This window comes from Comamonas sp. F1-6 (assembly GCF_039581415.1).
GTDB lineage: Bacteria > Pseudomonadota > Gammaproteobacteria > Burkholderiales > Burkholderiaceae_C > Comamonas > Comamonas thiooxydans.
This window is the reverse complement of sequence record NZ_JBCPWN010000018.1, coordinates 24,144-38,705: the sequence shown is the minus strand read 5'-3', so window position 1 is coordinate 38,705 and position 14,562 is coordinate 24,144. Positions and strand designations below refer to the sequence as shown.

At 60.2% G+C, this 14,562-nt stretch carries 10 protein-coding genes; all 10 read right to left on the bottom strand.

All coding sequences use genetic code 11. The annotated features are described in order from the left end of the window. Positions 1 to 39: 39 nt before the first annotated feature. A complete protein-coding gene (locus tag AAIL66_RS17430; protein ID WP_003052482.1) occupies positions 40 to 960 on the bottom strand; it encodes an ABC transporter permease in 921 nt (306 codons plus the stop codon). Between the two features lie 3 nt (positions 961 to 963). Continuing rightward, positions 964 to 2,058, bottom strand: a complete 1,095-nt coding sequence (locus AAIL66_RS17425; RefSeq protein WP_034353645.1) for an ABC transporter permease — start codon at positions 2,056 to 2,058, stop codon at positions 964 to 966. Beyond that, positions 2,051 to 3,610, bottom strand: a complete 1,560-nt coding sequence (locus tag AAIL66_RS17420; RefSeq protein WP_063664127.1) for an ABC transporter ATP-binding protein — start codon at positions 3,608 to 3,610, stop codon at positions 2,051 to 2,053. Before AAIL66_RS17420 ends, AAIL66_RS17425 begins: the two co-directional genes overlap by 8 nt. 76 nt (positions 3,611 to 3,686) lie before the next feature. Further along, positions 3,687 to 4,619, bottom strand: a complete 933-nt coding sequence (locus tag AAIL66_RS17415) for a LysR family transcriptional regulator (RefSeq protein ID WP_003067150.1) — start codon at positions 4,617 to 4,619, stop codon at positions 3,687 to 3,689. Positions 4,620 to 4,774: 155 nt separating this feature from the next. After that, positions 4,775 to 6,850 (bottom strand): diguanylate cyclase, encoded by a 2,076-nt coding sequence (locus AAIL66_RS17410; RefSeq protein ID WP_343497316.1) that lies wholly within the window; start codon positions 6,848 to 6,850, stop codon positions 4,775 to 4,777. 248 nt (positions 6,851 to 7,098) lie between these two features. Beyond that, entirely contained in the window at positions 7,099 to 7,737 is a 639-nt protein-coding gene (locus AAIL66_RS17405) for a Crp/Fnr family transcriptional regulator (RefSeq protein ID WP_034353656.1), read from the bottom strand. A 165-nt stretch (positions 7,738 to 7,902) separates the two neighbouring features. Beyond that, positions 7,903 to 10,443 (bottom strand): TonB-dependent receptor, encoded by a 2,541-nt coding sequence (locus tag AAIL66_RS17400; RefSeq protein WP_343497343.1) that lies wholly within the window; start codon positions 10,441 to 10,443, stop codon positions 7,903 to 7,905. 143 nt (positions 10,444 to 10,586) lie between these two features. Next, a complete protein-coding gene (locus tag AAIL66_RS17395; RefSeq protein ID WP_343497315.1) occupies positions 10,587 to 11,540 on the bottom strand; it encodes a FecR family protein in 954 nt (317 codons plus the stop codon). 1 nt (position 11,541) lies between these two features. Next, entirely contained in the window at positions 11,542 to 12,021 is a 480-nt protein-coding gene (locus AAIL66_RS17390; RefSeq protein ID WP_034353742.1) for a sigma-70 family RNA polymerase sigma factor, read from the bottom strand. Between the two features lie 328 nt (positions 12,022 to 12,349). Next, a complete protein-coding gene (locus AAIL66_RS17385; RefSeq protein WP_343497314.1) occupies positions 12,350 to 14,554 on the bottom strand; it encodes a TonB-dependent siderophore receptor in 2,205 nt (734 codons plus the stop codon). Between the last annotated feature and the right edge of the window lie 8 nt (positions 14,555 to 14,562).

The following is a 14,562-nucleotide window of genomic DNA, read 5'->3' as shown; positions in this document are numbered from 1 at the left end:
TCATTATTTTTGAAAAACGGATTGCACCACATTTGGGCATCACGCTCCAGGGTAGAAGGGTTTTCCCAGGGAAGCCGGCATATTGGCTCGAATCCAGGTCGGATTCCGGGAGATCAGCACCAGCACCACGATGGTGGCCAGATACGGCAGCATGGACAGAATCTGGCTAGGCACCTGAACCCCTGTGGCCTGCAGATGGAACTGCAACATGGTCACGCCGCCAAACAGATAGGCGCCCAGCAGGACGCGAGCCGGCCGCCAGGTCGCAAAAGTCGTCAGCGCCAGAGCAATCCAGCCTCGACCCGACACCATGTTCTCCACCCACAGCGGCGTGTAGACCACCGAGATGAACGCCCCCGCCAGACCGCACATGGCACCGCCAAACATCACGGCCATCAGACGGATGCGGCGCACAGGGTAGCCCAGGGCATGGGCTGACGAGGGCGACTCGCCGACCGAACGCAACACCAGGCCCGCACGCGTGCGGTACAGAAACCAGACCATCAGGGCAGCCAGCACGATGGCGCCGTAGACCAGCGGGTGCAGCGTGAACAAGGCCGGGCCCACGACCGGCAGATCTGCCAGGCCCGGGATGGAGTACTTGGGCAGCTCGGGCAGCTTGGCCTGCACATAGCCCAGGCCCACGAAAGCCGAGAAGCCCGCGCCGAACAGCGAAAGTGCAAGACCGGTTGCGTACTGATTGGTGTTGAACCAGATCACCAGTCCCCCGAAGATGGCGGCCAGCAAGGCCCCTGCCAGCATGCCCGCGCCAAAGCCCATCCAGGTATTGCCGGTGTGCACGGTAGCGGCAAAACCGGCAATGGCAGCGCAGAGCATCATGCCTTCGGCACCGAGATTGACGATGCCCGATTTTTCATTGATCAGCAGGCCCAGGGCCGCCAGCGCCAGAACGGTGCCGGCGCTGAGGGTGGAGCCCAGCAGCAGTGCATAGGATTCCATGGATCAGGCTCCCTTCACTGCAGAAATGGCGCTGCCGGCTTTTTTTGCCACCCAGCGGATGCGATAGGCCACCAGCGTGTCGCAGGCCAGCAGCGCGAACAGCAGCAGTCCCTGGAAGACGCCGGTCAGCGCCTTGGGCAGGCCCAGACGCGACTGCGCCAGCTCGCCACCGATATAAAACATGCTCATGAGAATGGCCGAGAAAATCATGCCCACAGGATGCAGGCGCCCCACAAAGGCCACGATGATGGCCGCAAAGCCGTAGCCGGCGGGCACATAGGGCGTGAGCTGACCCAGAGGGCCAGCGACTTCCAGTGCCCCCGCCAGACCGGCGGTGGCGCCGGAGATCAGCAGCGCCGTCCACAGCGCCTTGCGCGAGGAAAAACCGGCATAGCGTGCCGCCGACGGCGCCAGGCCGCCGACCTGCAGGGCAAAACCTGCACGCGTGCGAAACAGAAATGCCCACAGCAGACCGGCCCCCACCAGCGAGATGATGACGCCGATATTCATGCGCATGCCCTGCACCAGCCGAGGAATCTGCGTGACACGCTCAAAGCTCTTGGTCTGCGGGAAGTTGTAGCCCATGGGGTCCTTCCAGGGACCATAGACCAGATAGCCCAGTACCAGCGTGGCCACATAGACCAGCATCAGGCTGACCAGAATCTCGTTGGCGTTGAAGCGGTCACGCAGCAAGGCCACAATGCCCGCCCAGAGCATGCCGCCCAGCATGCCGGCGATCAGGATGGCCGGCACGATCCAGGGACCGGTGGTCTTGTCGGCCAGCAAGGCAATGCCGCCCGCAGCCACCGCCCCGATGACAAACTGGCCTTCGGCACCGATATTCCAGACATTGGAGCGAAAGCATACGGCCAGCCCCAGCGCGATCAGCAGCAAAGGCGTGGCCTTCACGGCCAGCTCGCCCAGGGCATAGCCCGATTTGATGGGTTCCCAGAAAAAGGCCTGCAAGCCCTTGACCGGATCCTTGCCCAGCAGGGCAAACAGGCAGACCCCTACCAGCACGGTGATCAGCAACGCCAGAATTGGCGAGCCATAGGTCCAGAACTTCGATGCCTGGGGGCGTTGTTCCAGCTTAAGCATGGGCACCTCCCTGCACGACTGCCGCATCCCACAGGCCGCTCATCCATTCACCAATCTGCTGCACCGTGGCAGCCGCTCTATCCACCGAAGGACTCAGGCGGCCCTTGGCCACCACATGCAGGCGGTCACAAATCTCAAACAACTCGTCCAACTCCTCACTGACCACCAGCACGGCGCAACCCTGGTCGCGCAGCTTGAGAATCTCGCCCCGAATCTGTGCCGCAGCCCCCACATCCACCCCCCAGGTGGGTTGAGAGATGATGAGCAGACGTGGTTTGGCATCAATTTCACGACCCACGATGAACTTCTGCAGATTGCCGCCCGACAGCGACTGCGCGGCCGAATTCGGGCCCCCGGCCTTGACGTTGAAGCGACCGATGATGTCCCGCGCCTGCGCCTGCAGAGCCGCCATGCGAATCCAGCCGCCCTTGCCCACCGCAGTCTTGCGCGTCAGCAACAGGTTGTGGGCCAGGCCCATGCTGGGCACGGCTCCGCGCCCCAGACGCTCTTCGGGCACGAAATGCAGGCCCATGCCACGGCGCCGACTCGGCCCCATGCGTCCCACGCCCTTGCCCAGCAACTGCACGGCCTCTGCCTCGGAACGTGTGTCCTCGCCGGACAGCGCATACATCAGCTCTTTCTGGCCGTTGCCGGAAACGCCTGCAATACCGACGACTTCGCCCGCACGCACCTGCAGCGCAATGCTCTGCAGATCGACACCAAAAGGATCCTGGCTTCTGAGCGACAGGCCCTGCACACGCAGCACGGTATCGCCGGTATTCGCACTGCGGTGTTCCAGCTCCGGCGGCTCCGAGCCGATCATCATGCGTGACAACGAAGCATTGGTCTCGTTGGCCGGGTTGCACTCTCCCGTCACCACACCGCCGCGCAGCACCGTGCAAGCCGTGCACAGCGAGCGGATTTCATGCAGCTTGTGGCTGATATAGAGGATGGAGCAGCCTTCCGCAGCCAGGCGGCGCAGCACCACAAACAGCATCTCCACGGCCTGTGGCGTGAGCACCGAGGTGGGCTCGTCCAGAATCAGCACGCGGGGATTGGTCAGCAGGGCGCGGATGATTTCCACGCGCTGCATTTCGCCGACGGAAAGCGTGTGTACGGGACGATGCGGGTCCACCTCCAGCCCGTAATCGCGGGCCGTGGCCTGAATGTTCTCGATCACCTTGGCCAGTGCAATGCTCTTGTCCAGGCCCAGCCAGACGTTCTCGGCCACGGTCAGCGTGTCGAACAGGCTGAAATGCTGGAACACCATGGCAATGCCCAGTGCCCTGGCTTCCTGCGGATTGCGGATCTGCACCGGCTTGCCGTCGACCAGGATGGCACCCTCATCAGGCTTGACCGCACCGTAGATGATCTTCATCAGCGTGGACTTGCCAGCGCCGTTTTCGCCCAGGATGGCGTGGATCTCGCCGGGCTTAACTTTCAGCGATACCTTGCTGTTTGCAACCACAGCCGGGTACCGCTTGGTAATACCCTCCAGCTGCAAACGCGCAGGCGCACTCGCAGATGGGGAATGTGTCGGGGGGGGATTCATCGCTGGATTGTCTCTCAATTCAAATAACAAATTGACTCAAACAGGCTCTATGCGCTGAACAGGAATACGATACAAGCTATTGATTTCGCAGCGTTAGTGCAACGTTGCGAACCACCTCTCGCAGCCAGCGTGTGGCGGCTCCGGCATGCGAACGCGCATGCCAGAGCTGGTAATAGACCAACGGAGGGAATTCCACGGGGCAAGGCAGTATGGCCAGGGACAGACGTTCGCTGAAACGCTCACAGAACAATCTGCCCGAGGTCATGACAAGCAAGCTTGATGCCACCATGTCGGGAATCAGACTGAAATGCGCGCAGCGTGCCACCACCTGGCGGCTCAAGCCCATGCCCGCCAATTGTTCGTCTATCACGCCCAGGGCACCGGGATAGGCCGGGGTTGGCGCAATATGCTCGGCCTGCAGCCATTGCTGTACATCCCAGCCCCTGCGCACTGCCGGATGCTTGGGACTGACCAGACAGACCACCTCGTCCTCGAACAGCTTGGCCATGTGCAGGCCTTCCGGTGGCTGCGGCCAGTTTCCGATGACGACGTCGATCTCGCCATCGGCCAGTTGCCCCTCGTAATGCGCCTCGGCGCTCAGCGGCAGAAAGTCCACCGGGCAATGCGGGGCCTGTGCCTTCATGGCCGACATCAGCCGCGGCAGGAACTGGGGATCCAGATAGTCGCTGGCCGCAATGCGGAAGGTACGAGTCGAGGTGCGCGGGTCAAACTGCCGCGCATCGCTGAACAGCCCCTCGGCCGCACGCAGAATGTCTGCCGAGGGTTGCACCATGCGCAGCCCCACATCGGTAGGCTGCATCTGTGCCCCGGAGCGCACCAGCAAAGGGTCGCCAGCGAGCTCGCGCAGACGCCGCAGTGCTGCAGACACCGCCGGCTGGTGCATGCCCAGTCGCAGCGCTGCCCTGGAGACGCTACGCTCCGTCAGCACCGTGTGCAGCACCCTGATCAGGTGCAAATCTATCTTGTCGAACAAGGTCTGGTCACGCATAGGTCACGGCCATCCGGGCGCTTTGGCACGGCCAGCCTCATCCATTTTGTATACAAAGCAGCCGCAGAGCGTAACTCAGCCAGCCCCTTTGAGCAGCCAAGGGATTGCCCTCTAGGCTGTCATATCTGCCTTGAATTCAGCATGCGCAATCCGGCTCAGACCGCAGCAGTCATCACTTCCACACGGTTGCGCCCTTTGCGCTTGGCGGCGTAGCAGGCCATATCGGCCCCCTTGAAGGCGCTGGCCGCCGTGTGGTAGCTGGCATCCAGCAACAGCATGCCGATGCTGGCACTCAGCATATAGCGCTGCCCCTGGTAGGAGCCCTCCCAGTCCTGGATGGCCATGCACAGCAGCTGCGCATGGCGCATGCCCTCTTCCCGGCTGATTCCAGCCATGAGAATGGCAAATTCATCGCCCCCAACCCTGGCCACCCAGCCATGAGGGCGTACCGTTGATTCGATCAACCGGGCGATATGGCCCAGCACCTCGTCACCCACTTCACGCCCGCCCTGGCGATTGACCTGGGAGAAGTGGTCCAGGTCCACATACAGCACGATGCCATGCGCCTTGGGCTCGCTCTGCGAACGGGCGATCACATTCGCGCCGCCCAGGCTCTCCAGATAGTCTGGAGTCGTATATTCGCGCAGCCATTCCTTGAGCCGCAGAGCAAACGCCGTTCGGTTGGGCAGACGGGTCAAGGGATCGTGCATGGCCTTCCAGCTCGATTGCTCGCGCAACTGCCGCTGCGTGGTCACATCCTCCAGCTCCCAGACCAGGTATTGACCATCCAGCGCCTTGCCCGACTGCTCCCAGGCCCTGTGCATGCGCTGCATGCTCTGACCGTGAATTCGTACCCATATCGGCCTTGAATCCTTGCGCACCAAGCAGACTTCGCTATCAAATTGTCCGTAAGTATCCAGAGCCCGCCGGACCCGCCCCATCAGATCCTCATAGTCGGCATCGCTGGCACACAGATCACGCACAGCCAGGCCCTGCATTTCCTGAGGCTGATAGCCAAGTACTCTGGCTGCCTGCATGCCCACACGCTGCACCTTCGAGCCATGCGTCACGATCAAACCTACGGGGGCATAGTCCATCAAGGTCTGCAACTGCATTTGCAAATCACGCTCCAGCTCGCCATGCGCCTCATATCCACCGCCCAGGGCCTGCAAGGCAGTGCGCAGAGTCTGGGCCTCTCCCCAGTCATGATCGGACAGGCCATGCCACCAGTTGTCCCCCCGGCTGCCCAAGTCCACTTCCAACATCAGCCCGCGTCGAGAAGCCTGCTCTGCCGAGCGGAACAAGGCCGTCAGCGGATAGGCGATCAGGCAAAGCACCGCTCCAAGCAGTCCAGCCAGTAACAGCAGGGCCGTGGCCAGCCAGCCCATCATCTTGACCGAGACTCCCGGCACCCATTCCTGAACGTTGCTGACCTTCAGCAGAGTCCATTGCGCCCAAGGCAGCGGCATGGCGCTCCAGAGCTGGTTGTTTCTCTGTTCACTGACCGCACCGGTCTGTGCCGTCTTGAGCCAGGCTTGATCCAGCCCGCGAGGTAGCGCAGCATCTCGCAAGGCAGGGGGCAATTGCCACTGCCCTTTGCTGCTGAGAGCCAGCGGACGCAGATCACGGTCGATCAGCAGCAACTGGCTACCCGCTTCGGCAGAGGCAACCTCCAGCGAAAACAACACCGACAAAGGCGTCCGGTAGCTGCCGCCAAGAACGCCTTGCAACTTGCCTTGCAGATCACGCACCGGCACGACATTCTGAAACTCCAGCTGCAGGCCCGCATCACCGGCACGCACCCAGGCTTGGGTGATCGGCTTGCCCTCAGCCAACGAGCGCTTGAGCACTTCACGCAGCGGCTCTTCAAGCTGTTCTGCGGCCAGCGCCTGCTCCTGATGCAGATTGACCAGCAACTGCCCTTTTCCATCAGCCAGTTGAAGTTGCTCATACTGCTGTGCCATGGATGTGGGCTGCTTGAGCATGGCCTGCAGTGACTCCGGAGAATCATGCATATGGCCCGCCAGCACAGAGGACAGACTATGCAGGGGCTTTTGCTGCTGCTCGACTCTGAAGGCCAGCGAACGAGCCGCGTATTCCAACGCCTTGGTCTGCGCCGGCAACGCTCCGTCCATGACCGCCCGGCGCAGTGAATAAGCCACCCAGCCCGCAGCGCCAGCTCCAGCCAGCAGCACTGCAATCATGGCAACAAGCACCATGCTGCGCAGCATGGGGCCTGGGCCTCTGCGTATCCGCCCAGACTGTGGCGCGGCAGCAACCTCCTCTGGCTGCGACGGCGCAACCCATGGCGGCTCTGCTTGCAGGGAGAAGACAGCATCTGACATGGGCCTCAATATAGAGAGCCGATGTCTGCAACCCAACGAGAGGAAACCCCGGAGATTGTCGACAAATGCTACGCCGCAAGCTCCTGCTCAGAGCAGAAGCCAAGCGCTGCATGGCCTGCAACCCGGCCCGGTATTTACCCCAGCGCCAGCACCTCCAGTGCGCCGGGCTTGGGCAATTCAATGACATTGCCTCGCCCGGCAATCAGCCCATGCTCTCGCAACTGTCGGAGCACGCGCGAGAATGTTTCCGGCGCAATACCCAGTTGCGCTGCAATCAGGCGTTTGCGTGCCTTGAGGGTGACATGCAGGGCATTGTCATTTCCTCCCGGGCTCGCATGGTTCAGCAGCCACTGGGCGCAGCGAGCTTCGGCGTCCTGAGCCAGGCGGCTGACCGCCAGCTCGGTCTGCGAGCAATAGGCTCTGGCCAGATCTTTGAGCAAGTGCTGCACGGCGGGTGCAAGCTCCGCCACCGAACTTAGAAAGCGCGCCAGAGGAATGATGTAGATGCGCCCGGCCGTCTGCGCCTGCATATCGAGGCAGGAAGGACGCTCTTGCAGTGCAAAAGCGGCATCCAGCCAGGTCGGCCCTTCCACCTGCCCCAGTTGATGGCGCATGGCCGAATCCTGCCCGACCCCGAGCATCACGCTGCCGCTTTCCAGATACAGCACCGAATCGAGGGGTTGGCGACGTTGCCTGAGCCAAGAGCCTGGAGCAAAGCTCTCAGGCTGCCCAAACGTGGAAGCGATTTGCGACATGGAGGGCATGGTGAACATATGCGCCACACTGTGCCGGGCTTTGCCCCGGCTCATATTGAGCCAAGTCAACAAGCCAGGCCGAGCAGCAAAAAGGGCCGCTGTCGAAACTGCGGCCCTTTGCACCTATCAGGCGCTGCTGTCGCAAATCATCGCCATTCGTCGACCGGCTTGTATGACGCGCACCTACCAAGTGTGTGCATAGCTGACTCGCAACACAGTGCCCGCTGCAGGGAGACGGCTGGTGTTGTTGTTATTGCGAAGCAGCTGGCTGTATAGCGGGAAGTAGTTGCGGTTGAGCAGGTTTTCCACACCGAGCGATACGCGGTTCTTGGAATCGATTTTCCATTGGCTGATCAAGTCCACCGTGGTGTAGCCTTTGGTGTCATGGCGCCCAAAGCTGGCCTTGCCATCCAGGCGGTAATCCTTGGAGGCATATGCGCTTGCCTGGATACGGTGGCTCCAGCTGGCATTGGGACGGTATTCCACATAGGCAGTCAGTTTGAGGGGCGGAATACGATAGCCCGTCATGCCCTGATAAAGGCTTGAGCCCTGCGGGAGTTCACGACCTTTCATCCAGGTAAAGCTCCCACCGCTGCTCCAGCGGTCATCGTCGCTGAAGTAATCGAGGCCGCCTTCGATCCCCCGGATTTTTTCTTTGGTTCGCAGCAGCGTGAGCCCGTTGTTGAAGCTCTGCACGGCACCGAGGTCGGAGCTCGATTGAAAGGCTCCCAGGTTGGCAATGACGTTGGAAAACTTGCCGCGCCAACCGACTTCCACGGTATCTGTTTTGACGGCCTGCAGGTTGGAGTTGCCGATGTTGAAGCCCGCTGTGGCATTACGTACCACGACCCCGATATCCGGTAGCTCAAAGCCCTGGCTGTAGGACGCATAGAACTCGTGTCCCTTGATAGGTGCAAAAACCGTGCCCAGGTTGTAAGACCATGAGCCATATTTAACGGTACCGCCAGAGACGGACTGGGGACTGGGCAATTTCGATTGCGACAAAGGGGTGAAGTCGTTGAAGCTGGCCTGAGCTCGGTCGTAGCGCGCTCCGCCTTCCACAGACCACTGATCGTTGAATTTGTGTTGCAGCTGGGCAAAAGCGCCAATGCTTCGGGTCGTGACCTGAGGCATATAAATCAGGCGGCCAATCTTGTTGAACACCAGACCTCCACTGGCGTCATAGGCCTTGGGATCAAAGATATCGATCGGCATGTCGGTGCGCTCGTGATTGAAGTCCGCCCCCCAGATCAGCAAAGTGTTCTTCTCTTGTCCGAGAGGTGTTTTGATGGTCAGGCGACCACCGAACACATCGGAGTTCTGCATGGACTGATCGACGTTGGCGCCTCGCACAGGAACGGCTCGTGCATCGAAGGGCGCAAAGCGCGTATAAAAATCCCGGTAATAGAGTTGAGCCGCCACGGCGCTGCCTGCGAGATCGCGGTTCTCATAGTCAAGACCCAGCATGGTGTTCTTGATCTGGTTTTGATCTGCAAGTACCAAGCCCTTGATAGGCCTGGCGGCTGCCGTACCTGCGGGCAAGCGGGTCACTGACGGATCGGATGCATAGTCAGTGTCCTGGCTGGCGTTGTAGTGGCTCGCGGAGAATTGAAACCGTTGATTTGCGTCCAGCTTGAAGCCGATCTTGGCCGACACGTTGTAGATATTGGAGTCGAACAAGTCTCCCTGGCTGGGCTCTGGTGCAATGCGGTTCCCCTTGGCATCGAAAGAGCCTCCGACATGCTTTGCGCCCAGGCTGACGGAATAGTCGACCACATCGCCGCCGCCAGAAAGATAGTGCTGGACTTCGGCTCCAAGCCCGGCGCCTCTGAGTTTGGACAGCGGTGCAGATCCCGTCACGATGGTCTCTGCTTTGGTCTCACCCGAGGGGCGTTTGGTACGCACAGAGATGATGCCGCCTGCTGCGCCGCTGCCGTAGATGGCACTGCTGCCGCGAAGCACCTCGATCTGTTCGATGTCTGCAGGATTGATGTTGGCGAGGTTTCTGGATGAGTCGCGATTGGTGTTCAGCGGAACGCCGTCTACGAGGATCAGCATGTTCCGGCCACGCAGAGTCTGCCCATAGTCGGTGATTGTGTGGCTGGAATCGGCCATCCCTGGGACGACTTTGCTGAGCATGGTTGCCAGACTGTCGGAGCCTTGCCGAAGTTGCTGAACTTCTTCAGCTTCGAGAATACTGACCTGCCTAGACGGCGCAACGAGATTATTCTGGGTACGTGCCGTCACTGTAACGGCAGCAAGCTCCGGAGAGCCTTGGCCGCTGACGGGCACGGAAGCACTGCTCTTTTGCTCGATGGATGCCTTGGTGGTCCCCGGGACTTCCAGTGCATAGTTGCCTTCACTTAGACGACGTGCACTCAGCCCCGAACTTTCCAGCAAATGTGCAAAACCGCTATCGACGGTGTGGAAACCAGACAGGCCAGGAGTACGCTTGTCCTTGAGCTGGCTCAGATCCATGCTGAGATTGATGCCCGCCTGAGCTGCAAAGTCCATCAGCGCGGGGCCAATTGGGCCAGCAGCCACCTGATAGGACTTCTGCGCAGGACTGGTAACCGGATCTGCAGCAAAAGCCTCTGGCATGTGCAAACCGATAGCGGCTGCGCCGACAATGGCAACAAAAATTCCTCTGACTGCCGTTGCGACCGGGCGCAGTCGCATCGCATTGGCGTTCCTGTTGGGTTTTCGGACGTAATTTTCGGGCATCTGCTCAATCCTCTTGGCTGTCAATAAACGGGTCTTGATGCACTTGACAGGCGAGATTGAAAAACAGGACAGCGATTTAAAAGAGTCATCGCTGCAACCTGAATTTCCGAGGGCAGCATGCGAGAACCTGATCCTGAGAAACGTCAGGAACGCGTGATGCTTATCCAGTAACGGGTGCGTTGCTGCCTATGGATTGGCAGGGTCCGAGCCAGCAGCTCGAGAATACGATCTGTGTCGCGCAAATGGAATGTGCCGGACACAAGCAGCTCAGCAGCACTTGGATCGCAGCGCAGGATTCCTTCGCGATAGCGCTGCAACTCCTCCAGGAAGTCAGCCAAGCGCATATTCTCGGCATACAGCACACCCCGAGTCCAGGCATCGGCGTGGGATGGCAGCGAGGTGAAGGCCCCCACCTTGTGAGCATCGAAGTTCACTTGCTCGCCAGCCTGCACGACAAGCGATTGCCTGGAATGCGCAGGCATTACCTGCACCGCGCCTTGCAGCACCGACAGCGTCGTGCTCCGTGCATGCTTTCGAACGATGAATTTGGTGCCCAGTGCCTGCAGCCGCCCATCGGCAGTCTGGACAACAAAGGGCAAGGTCTTGTGTTCGCTCAGGTGTGCGGTTTCCACCAGAATCTCACCAGCAAGATGCTGGATCAGACGTTCTTTGCCATCGAACTGAACGCTTATTGCGGAAGCCGTATTCAACAGCACCTGACTGTTGTCAGCCAATGTCAGTTCGCGTCTTTCGCCTGTTGCTGTTCTGAAGTCTGCATTCCAGATGTGCCATGGCAGATAGCGGTAGGAGAACCAGCCAAGCATTGGAGTTGCCAGAGCGAGTGCCGATGCACGCAGAATCTGCCGGCGATTTCCTGCCGCACGTGGACGATCCAGAACGGCCATGCCGACTGCCGAGGGAACACTATCCATTCGGAATTTCAGTTGCTCTATGCGTTGCCAGACTTCCTCGTGGGTTGCACTGAGGCTGCGCCATCGAGCAAGCTCGGCCTGCTCTGCCTCGCTGAAATCCGATGCATGCCGACGAGCCAGCCATTGAGCGGCCTCATCGAGAATGCTTGCATCGATTGCACTCATTTCAGGCGTCCAGCATCACGCGCAGGCATTGTCGGAAGCCTTGCGCCATATAGCGGGTGACCGTACGCACGCTTACTTGCATCTGCGTGGCGATCTCCTCATAAGCAAGCCCTTCGAGCTGCGAAAGCAGGAATGCGGTGCGAACTTTCGTTGGAAGCTCTCCCAGCAATGCATCCAGCTCCTCCAGGGTCTCCAGCAAGATGGCTCGGGCCTCTGCGGAGAGCGCGGTGGCTTCAGGCAATAGCTGCAAGGAGGCAAGATATGCCTGTTCGAGCGAGCGGCGTTCCAGGTGATTGATCATCAATCGCCTGGCGACGATTGTCAGATAAGCCCTGGGCTCTCTGATGTCTTCGATTGCTTGCGTTCTGGCAGTTGTCCAAATGCGCGTGAATGTGTCCTGCGCAATGTCTGCCGCATCACAACGATTACCAAGCTTGCGCTGCAGCCAGGAGATCAGCCAGCGGTTGTGCAGTGTGTACATGCTGCCAAGTGCTTCACTGGCGATGCTGTTGGCGTGGGTAGGCACCGAAGTCTCTCGTGCATTGGAAATGCAACGATTCTACATAAATGATACCCATTCTCACTTATTGAGAAGCCCCACCGCCCAGCGGGCACAGCCCTCTGCCAGGCCAGATCCGGTCCGGCCGAGCGTCATCGCAGCCATGAAAAGCGGCCGCGCAGATGCATTAGCTGCGCGGCCGTCGTCAAAGGATCTCGGATCCGTACCTGCTCGGAATTAGCCAGAGCGTCGTCCACCTGGAGACCAGAGGCCTGGCTGCAAACTCCAGCCCCGCTCCAGCACACCCGCGTCAGAAGTCAACCGTTGCCGACAGTGCAAGCGTACGCGGCGCCCCCAGAGCCAAGCTGGACAGCAGTGGCATGCCCCAATAGGCCTTGTTGGAAACGTTCAGCACCGTCGCACGAAACGTGACTGGGTTGCCGGCGACCTTGGTTGCATAGCGTGCACCGAGGTCGTAGGTCACACGACCTGCCGCCCAAAGGCTGTTGTCCGCACTGATATATTGCTTGGACACCGCCGTGGCATTACCCGTAACAGTCAGCCCGGCAATGGCAGGAACATCCCATTCAGCACCCAATTTTCCTTGCAGCTTGGGTACACCCGTGGCGACTTTGCCCTGATTGACGCCGCCTGCGGTCTGCGTCAGCTTGGGCGTGGTGTAGGCAATCCCGCCCATCAGGCGTACGCCACGCAGCGGTGATCCCCAGAAGCCCCATTCGATGCCGCGATTGCGCTGCTCTCCGCCGAACGAGAAGATATTGGTGACCGGGTCCGTATAGCTGCTGGGACGAGTGATCTCGAACAGACTGAGCGTGTGCGCGAATTCCCCAAGATCAAGTTTGACACCCACTTCTTTCTGCTTGGTCTTGTAAGGCGCAAACACTTCGCCCGCGTTTGCAGCGGTCATTGGTGCGGTTGCGCCCTGGCTCAGGCCTTCGATGTAATTGGCATAGGCCGCAACATGCTCCGTCGCCCTGAACAGCAATGCTGCAGCTGGCGATGTGGCGCTCTGGTCATATCGCGAAGTGCGCGCCCCGGTGGTGATACTGAAGGCGTCGCTGACCACTTGCTGGCGGCGCATACCCAGGGTGAGTTGCACACGATCTTCGGCAAATGACATGGTGTCCGCCAGGCCATAGCTGCTCAGGCGCACCTCGGTGTGCGAGATGTGCGGCGCAACAAAGGGCGCTTCCGGTCCCCAGACCGGGTTGTAGAGGTTGGTGGTCCAGTCTGCACCAGGCACGCTGCGGCGACCATAGTCGTCCTGCTTGTGAGCATAGTGCGTTGCATTGAGCGCCCATTGATGCTTGATGGCTCCGGTTTGGAGCCTTCCCTTGAGACCAATTTCAGCCGAACGCTTTTTCTGCTCGAAGGCCAGTTGTCCCATGGCGGTCTTGAAATCGCCCGCTGCGTTGAGCACCTGAGCCGACATCGCACCGTTGTATTCATAGTCGGTTTTGCTGACGCCGAAGGCCGCGTAGGCCATTACCTGATCGCTCACATCGAATTCACCGCGCACCATCGCCGCCTTGTCCTGGTTGTGCACATGCGACCAGTTGGGGTTCAGCAAGGTCTCAGGCTTGGGCGGCCTGGGAATGGCCACACCCGGAGCCAGACTGATGCCGCGTGTCACGCCGTTCACGCGGTCATCGCTGCTGTAGAAGTCGGCGGAGATACGGGCTCGATCGCCGCGCCAGTCAAGGCCCAATGATGCAAGCCTGGATTTCTTGTCCTGCTGGTTTACCGCCCCTTCACCTCCACGGTAAACACCATTGAAGCGGATGCCGAACTGCTTGTCTGCGCCAAACCTGCGCCCCAGATCAATATGACCGCCAAACTGCGAATCCGACATATAGGTGGTAGTCAGCCGCGTGATGGGATCGCTGGCAGCGCGTTTGGGAACCAGGTTGACGGAGCCCCCGACTGATCCTCCAGGGGGCATGCCATTGAGCAATGCGGACGGTCCTTTGAGGACTTCGATGCGCTCGAACATCTCCGGCGTGGTGCGGTAGTACGGTGCCATGCCATAGAGACCGCCCAGCGTCATGTCGGAGCTGCTCGAAGAGAAACCGCGAATCGAGTAGTTCTCGCTCCATGACGCGGCAACCCCATTGCTGAACACCGTGGGATCGGTGGCAGAGATCACATCGGTGATGGTCTGTGCCTGACGATCCTGCGTGAACTTTTCCGTATAGCTGATGGTGTTGAAGGGCGTCTCCATGAAGTCCTTGTCTCCCAACAGGCCGACACGACCGCCGGAGTTGACCTGCCCCCCCGCATAGGGAGCGGTGACGGGAGCGACTTTTTCTTGCACGGTGACTTGTGGCAGAGTGGCCTCGGCCTCGCTGGTCTGCACTTGGGCGTGCGCCGCTCCCGCCAGCTGACTGCCCATGGCCAGTCCCAGCAGCACATAGGGGCACATCACGCTACGCCGGCGCGCAAATGGAGGAGTCGTCAGAGAGTTTTGTGAAATGAGACCTGGGTTCTTGGGCATACCCGATT

What these genes read in the sequence shown, in the direction of transcription:
- AAIL66_RS17395 (WP_343497315.1), bottom strand. Translation starts at nt 11,540, where the DNA reads ATGAGTGCAATCGATGCAAGCATTCTCGATGAGGCCGCTCAATGGCTG.
- AAIL66_RS17385 (WP_343497314.1), bottom strand. Translation starts at nt 14,554, where the DNA reads ATGCCCAAGAACCCAGGTCTCATTTCACAAAACTCTCTGACGACTCCT.
- AAIL66_RS17430 (WP_003052482.1), bottom strand. Translation starts at nt 960, where the DNA reads ATGGAATCCTATGCACTGCTGCTGGGCTCCACCCTCAGCGCCGGCACC.
- AAIL66_RS17415 (WP_003067150.1), bottom strand. Translation starts at nt 4,619, where the DNA reads ATGCGTGACCAGACCTTGTTCGACAAGATAGATTTGCACCTGATCAGG.
- AAIL66_RS17400 (WP_343497343.1), bottom strand. Translation starts at nt 10,443, where the DNA reads ATGCCCGAAAATTACGTCCGAAAACCCAACAGGAACGCCAATGCGATG.
- AAIL66_RS17405 (WP_034353656.1), bottom strand. Translation starts at nt 7,737, where the DNA reads ATGTTCACCATGCCCTCCATGTCGCAAATCGCTTCCACGTTTGGGCAG.
- AAIL66_RS17420 (WP_063664127.1), bottom strand. Translation starts at nt 3,610, where the DNA reads ATGAATCCCCCCCCGACACATTCCCCATCTGCGAGTGCGCCTGCGCGT.
- AAIL66_RS17410 (WP_343497316.1), bottom strand. Translation starts at nt 6,850, where the DNA reads ATGCTGCGCAGCATGGTGCTTGTTGCCATGATTGCAGTGCTGCTGGCT.
- AAIL66_RS17425 (WP_034353645.1), bottom strand. Translation starts at nt 2,058, where the DNA reads ATGCTTAAGCTGGAACAACGCCCCCAGGCATCGAAGTTCTGGACCTAT.
- AAIL66_RS17390 (WP_034353742.1), bottom strand. Translation starts at nt 12,021, where the DNA reads ATGTACACACTGCACAACCGCTGGCTGATCTCCTGGCTGCAGCGCAAG.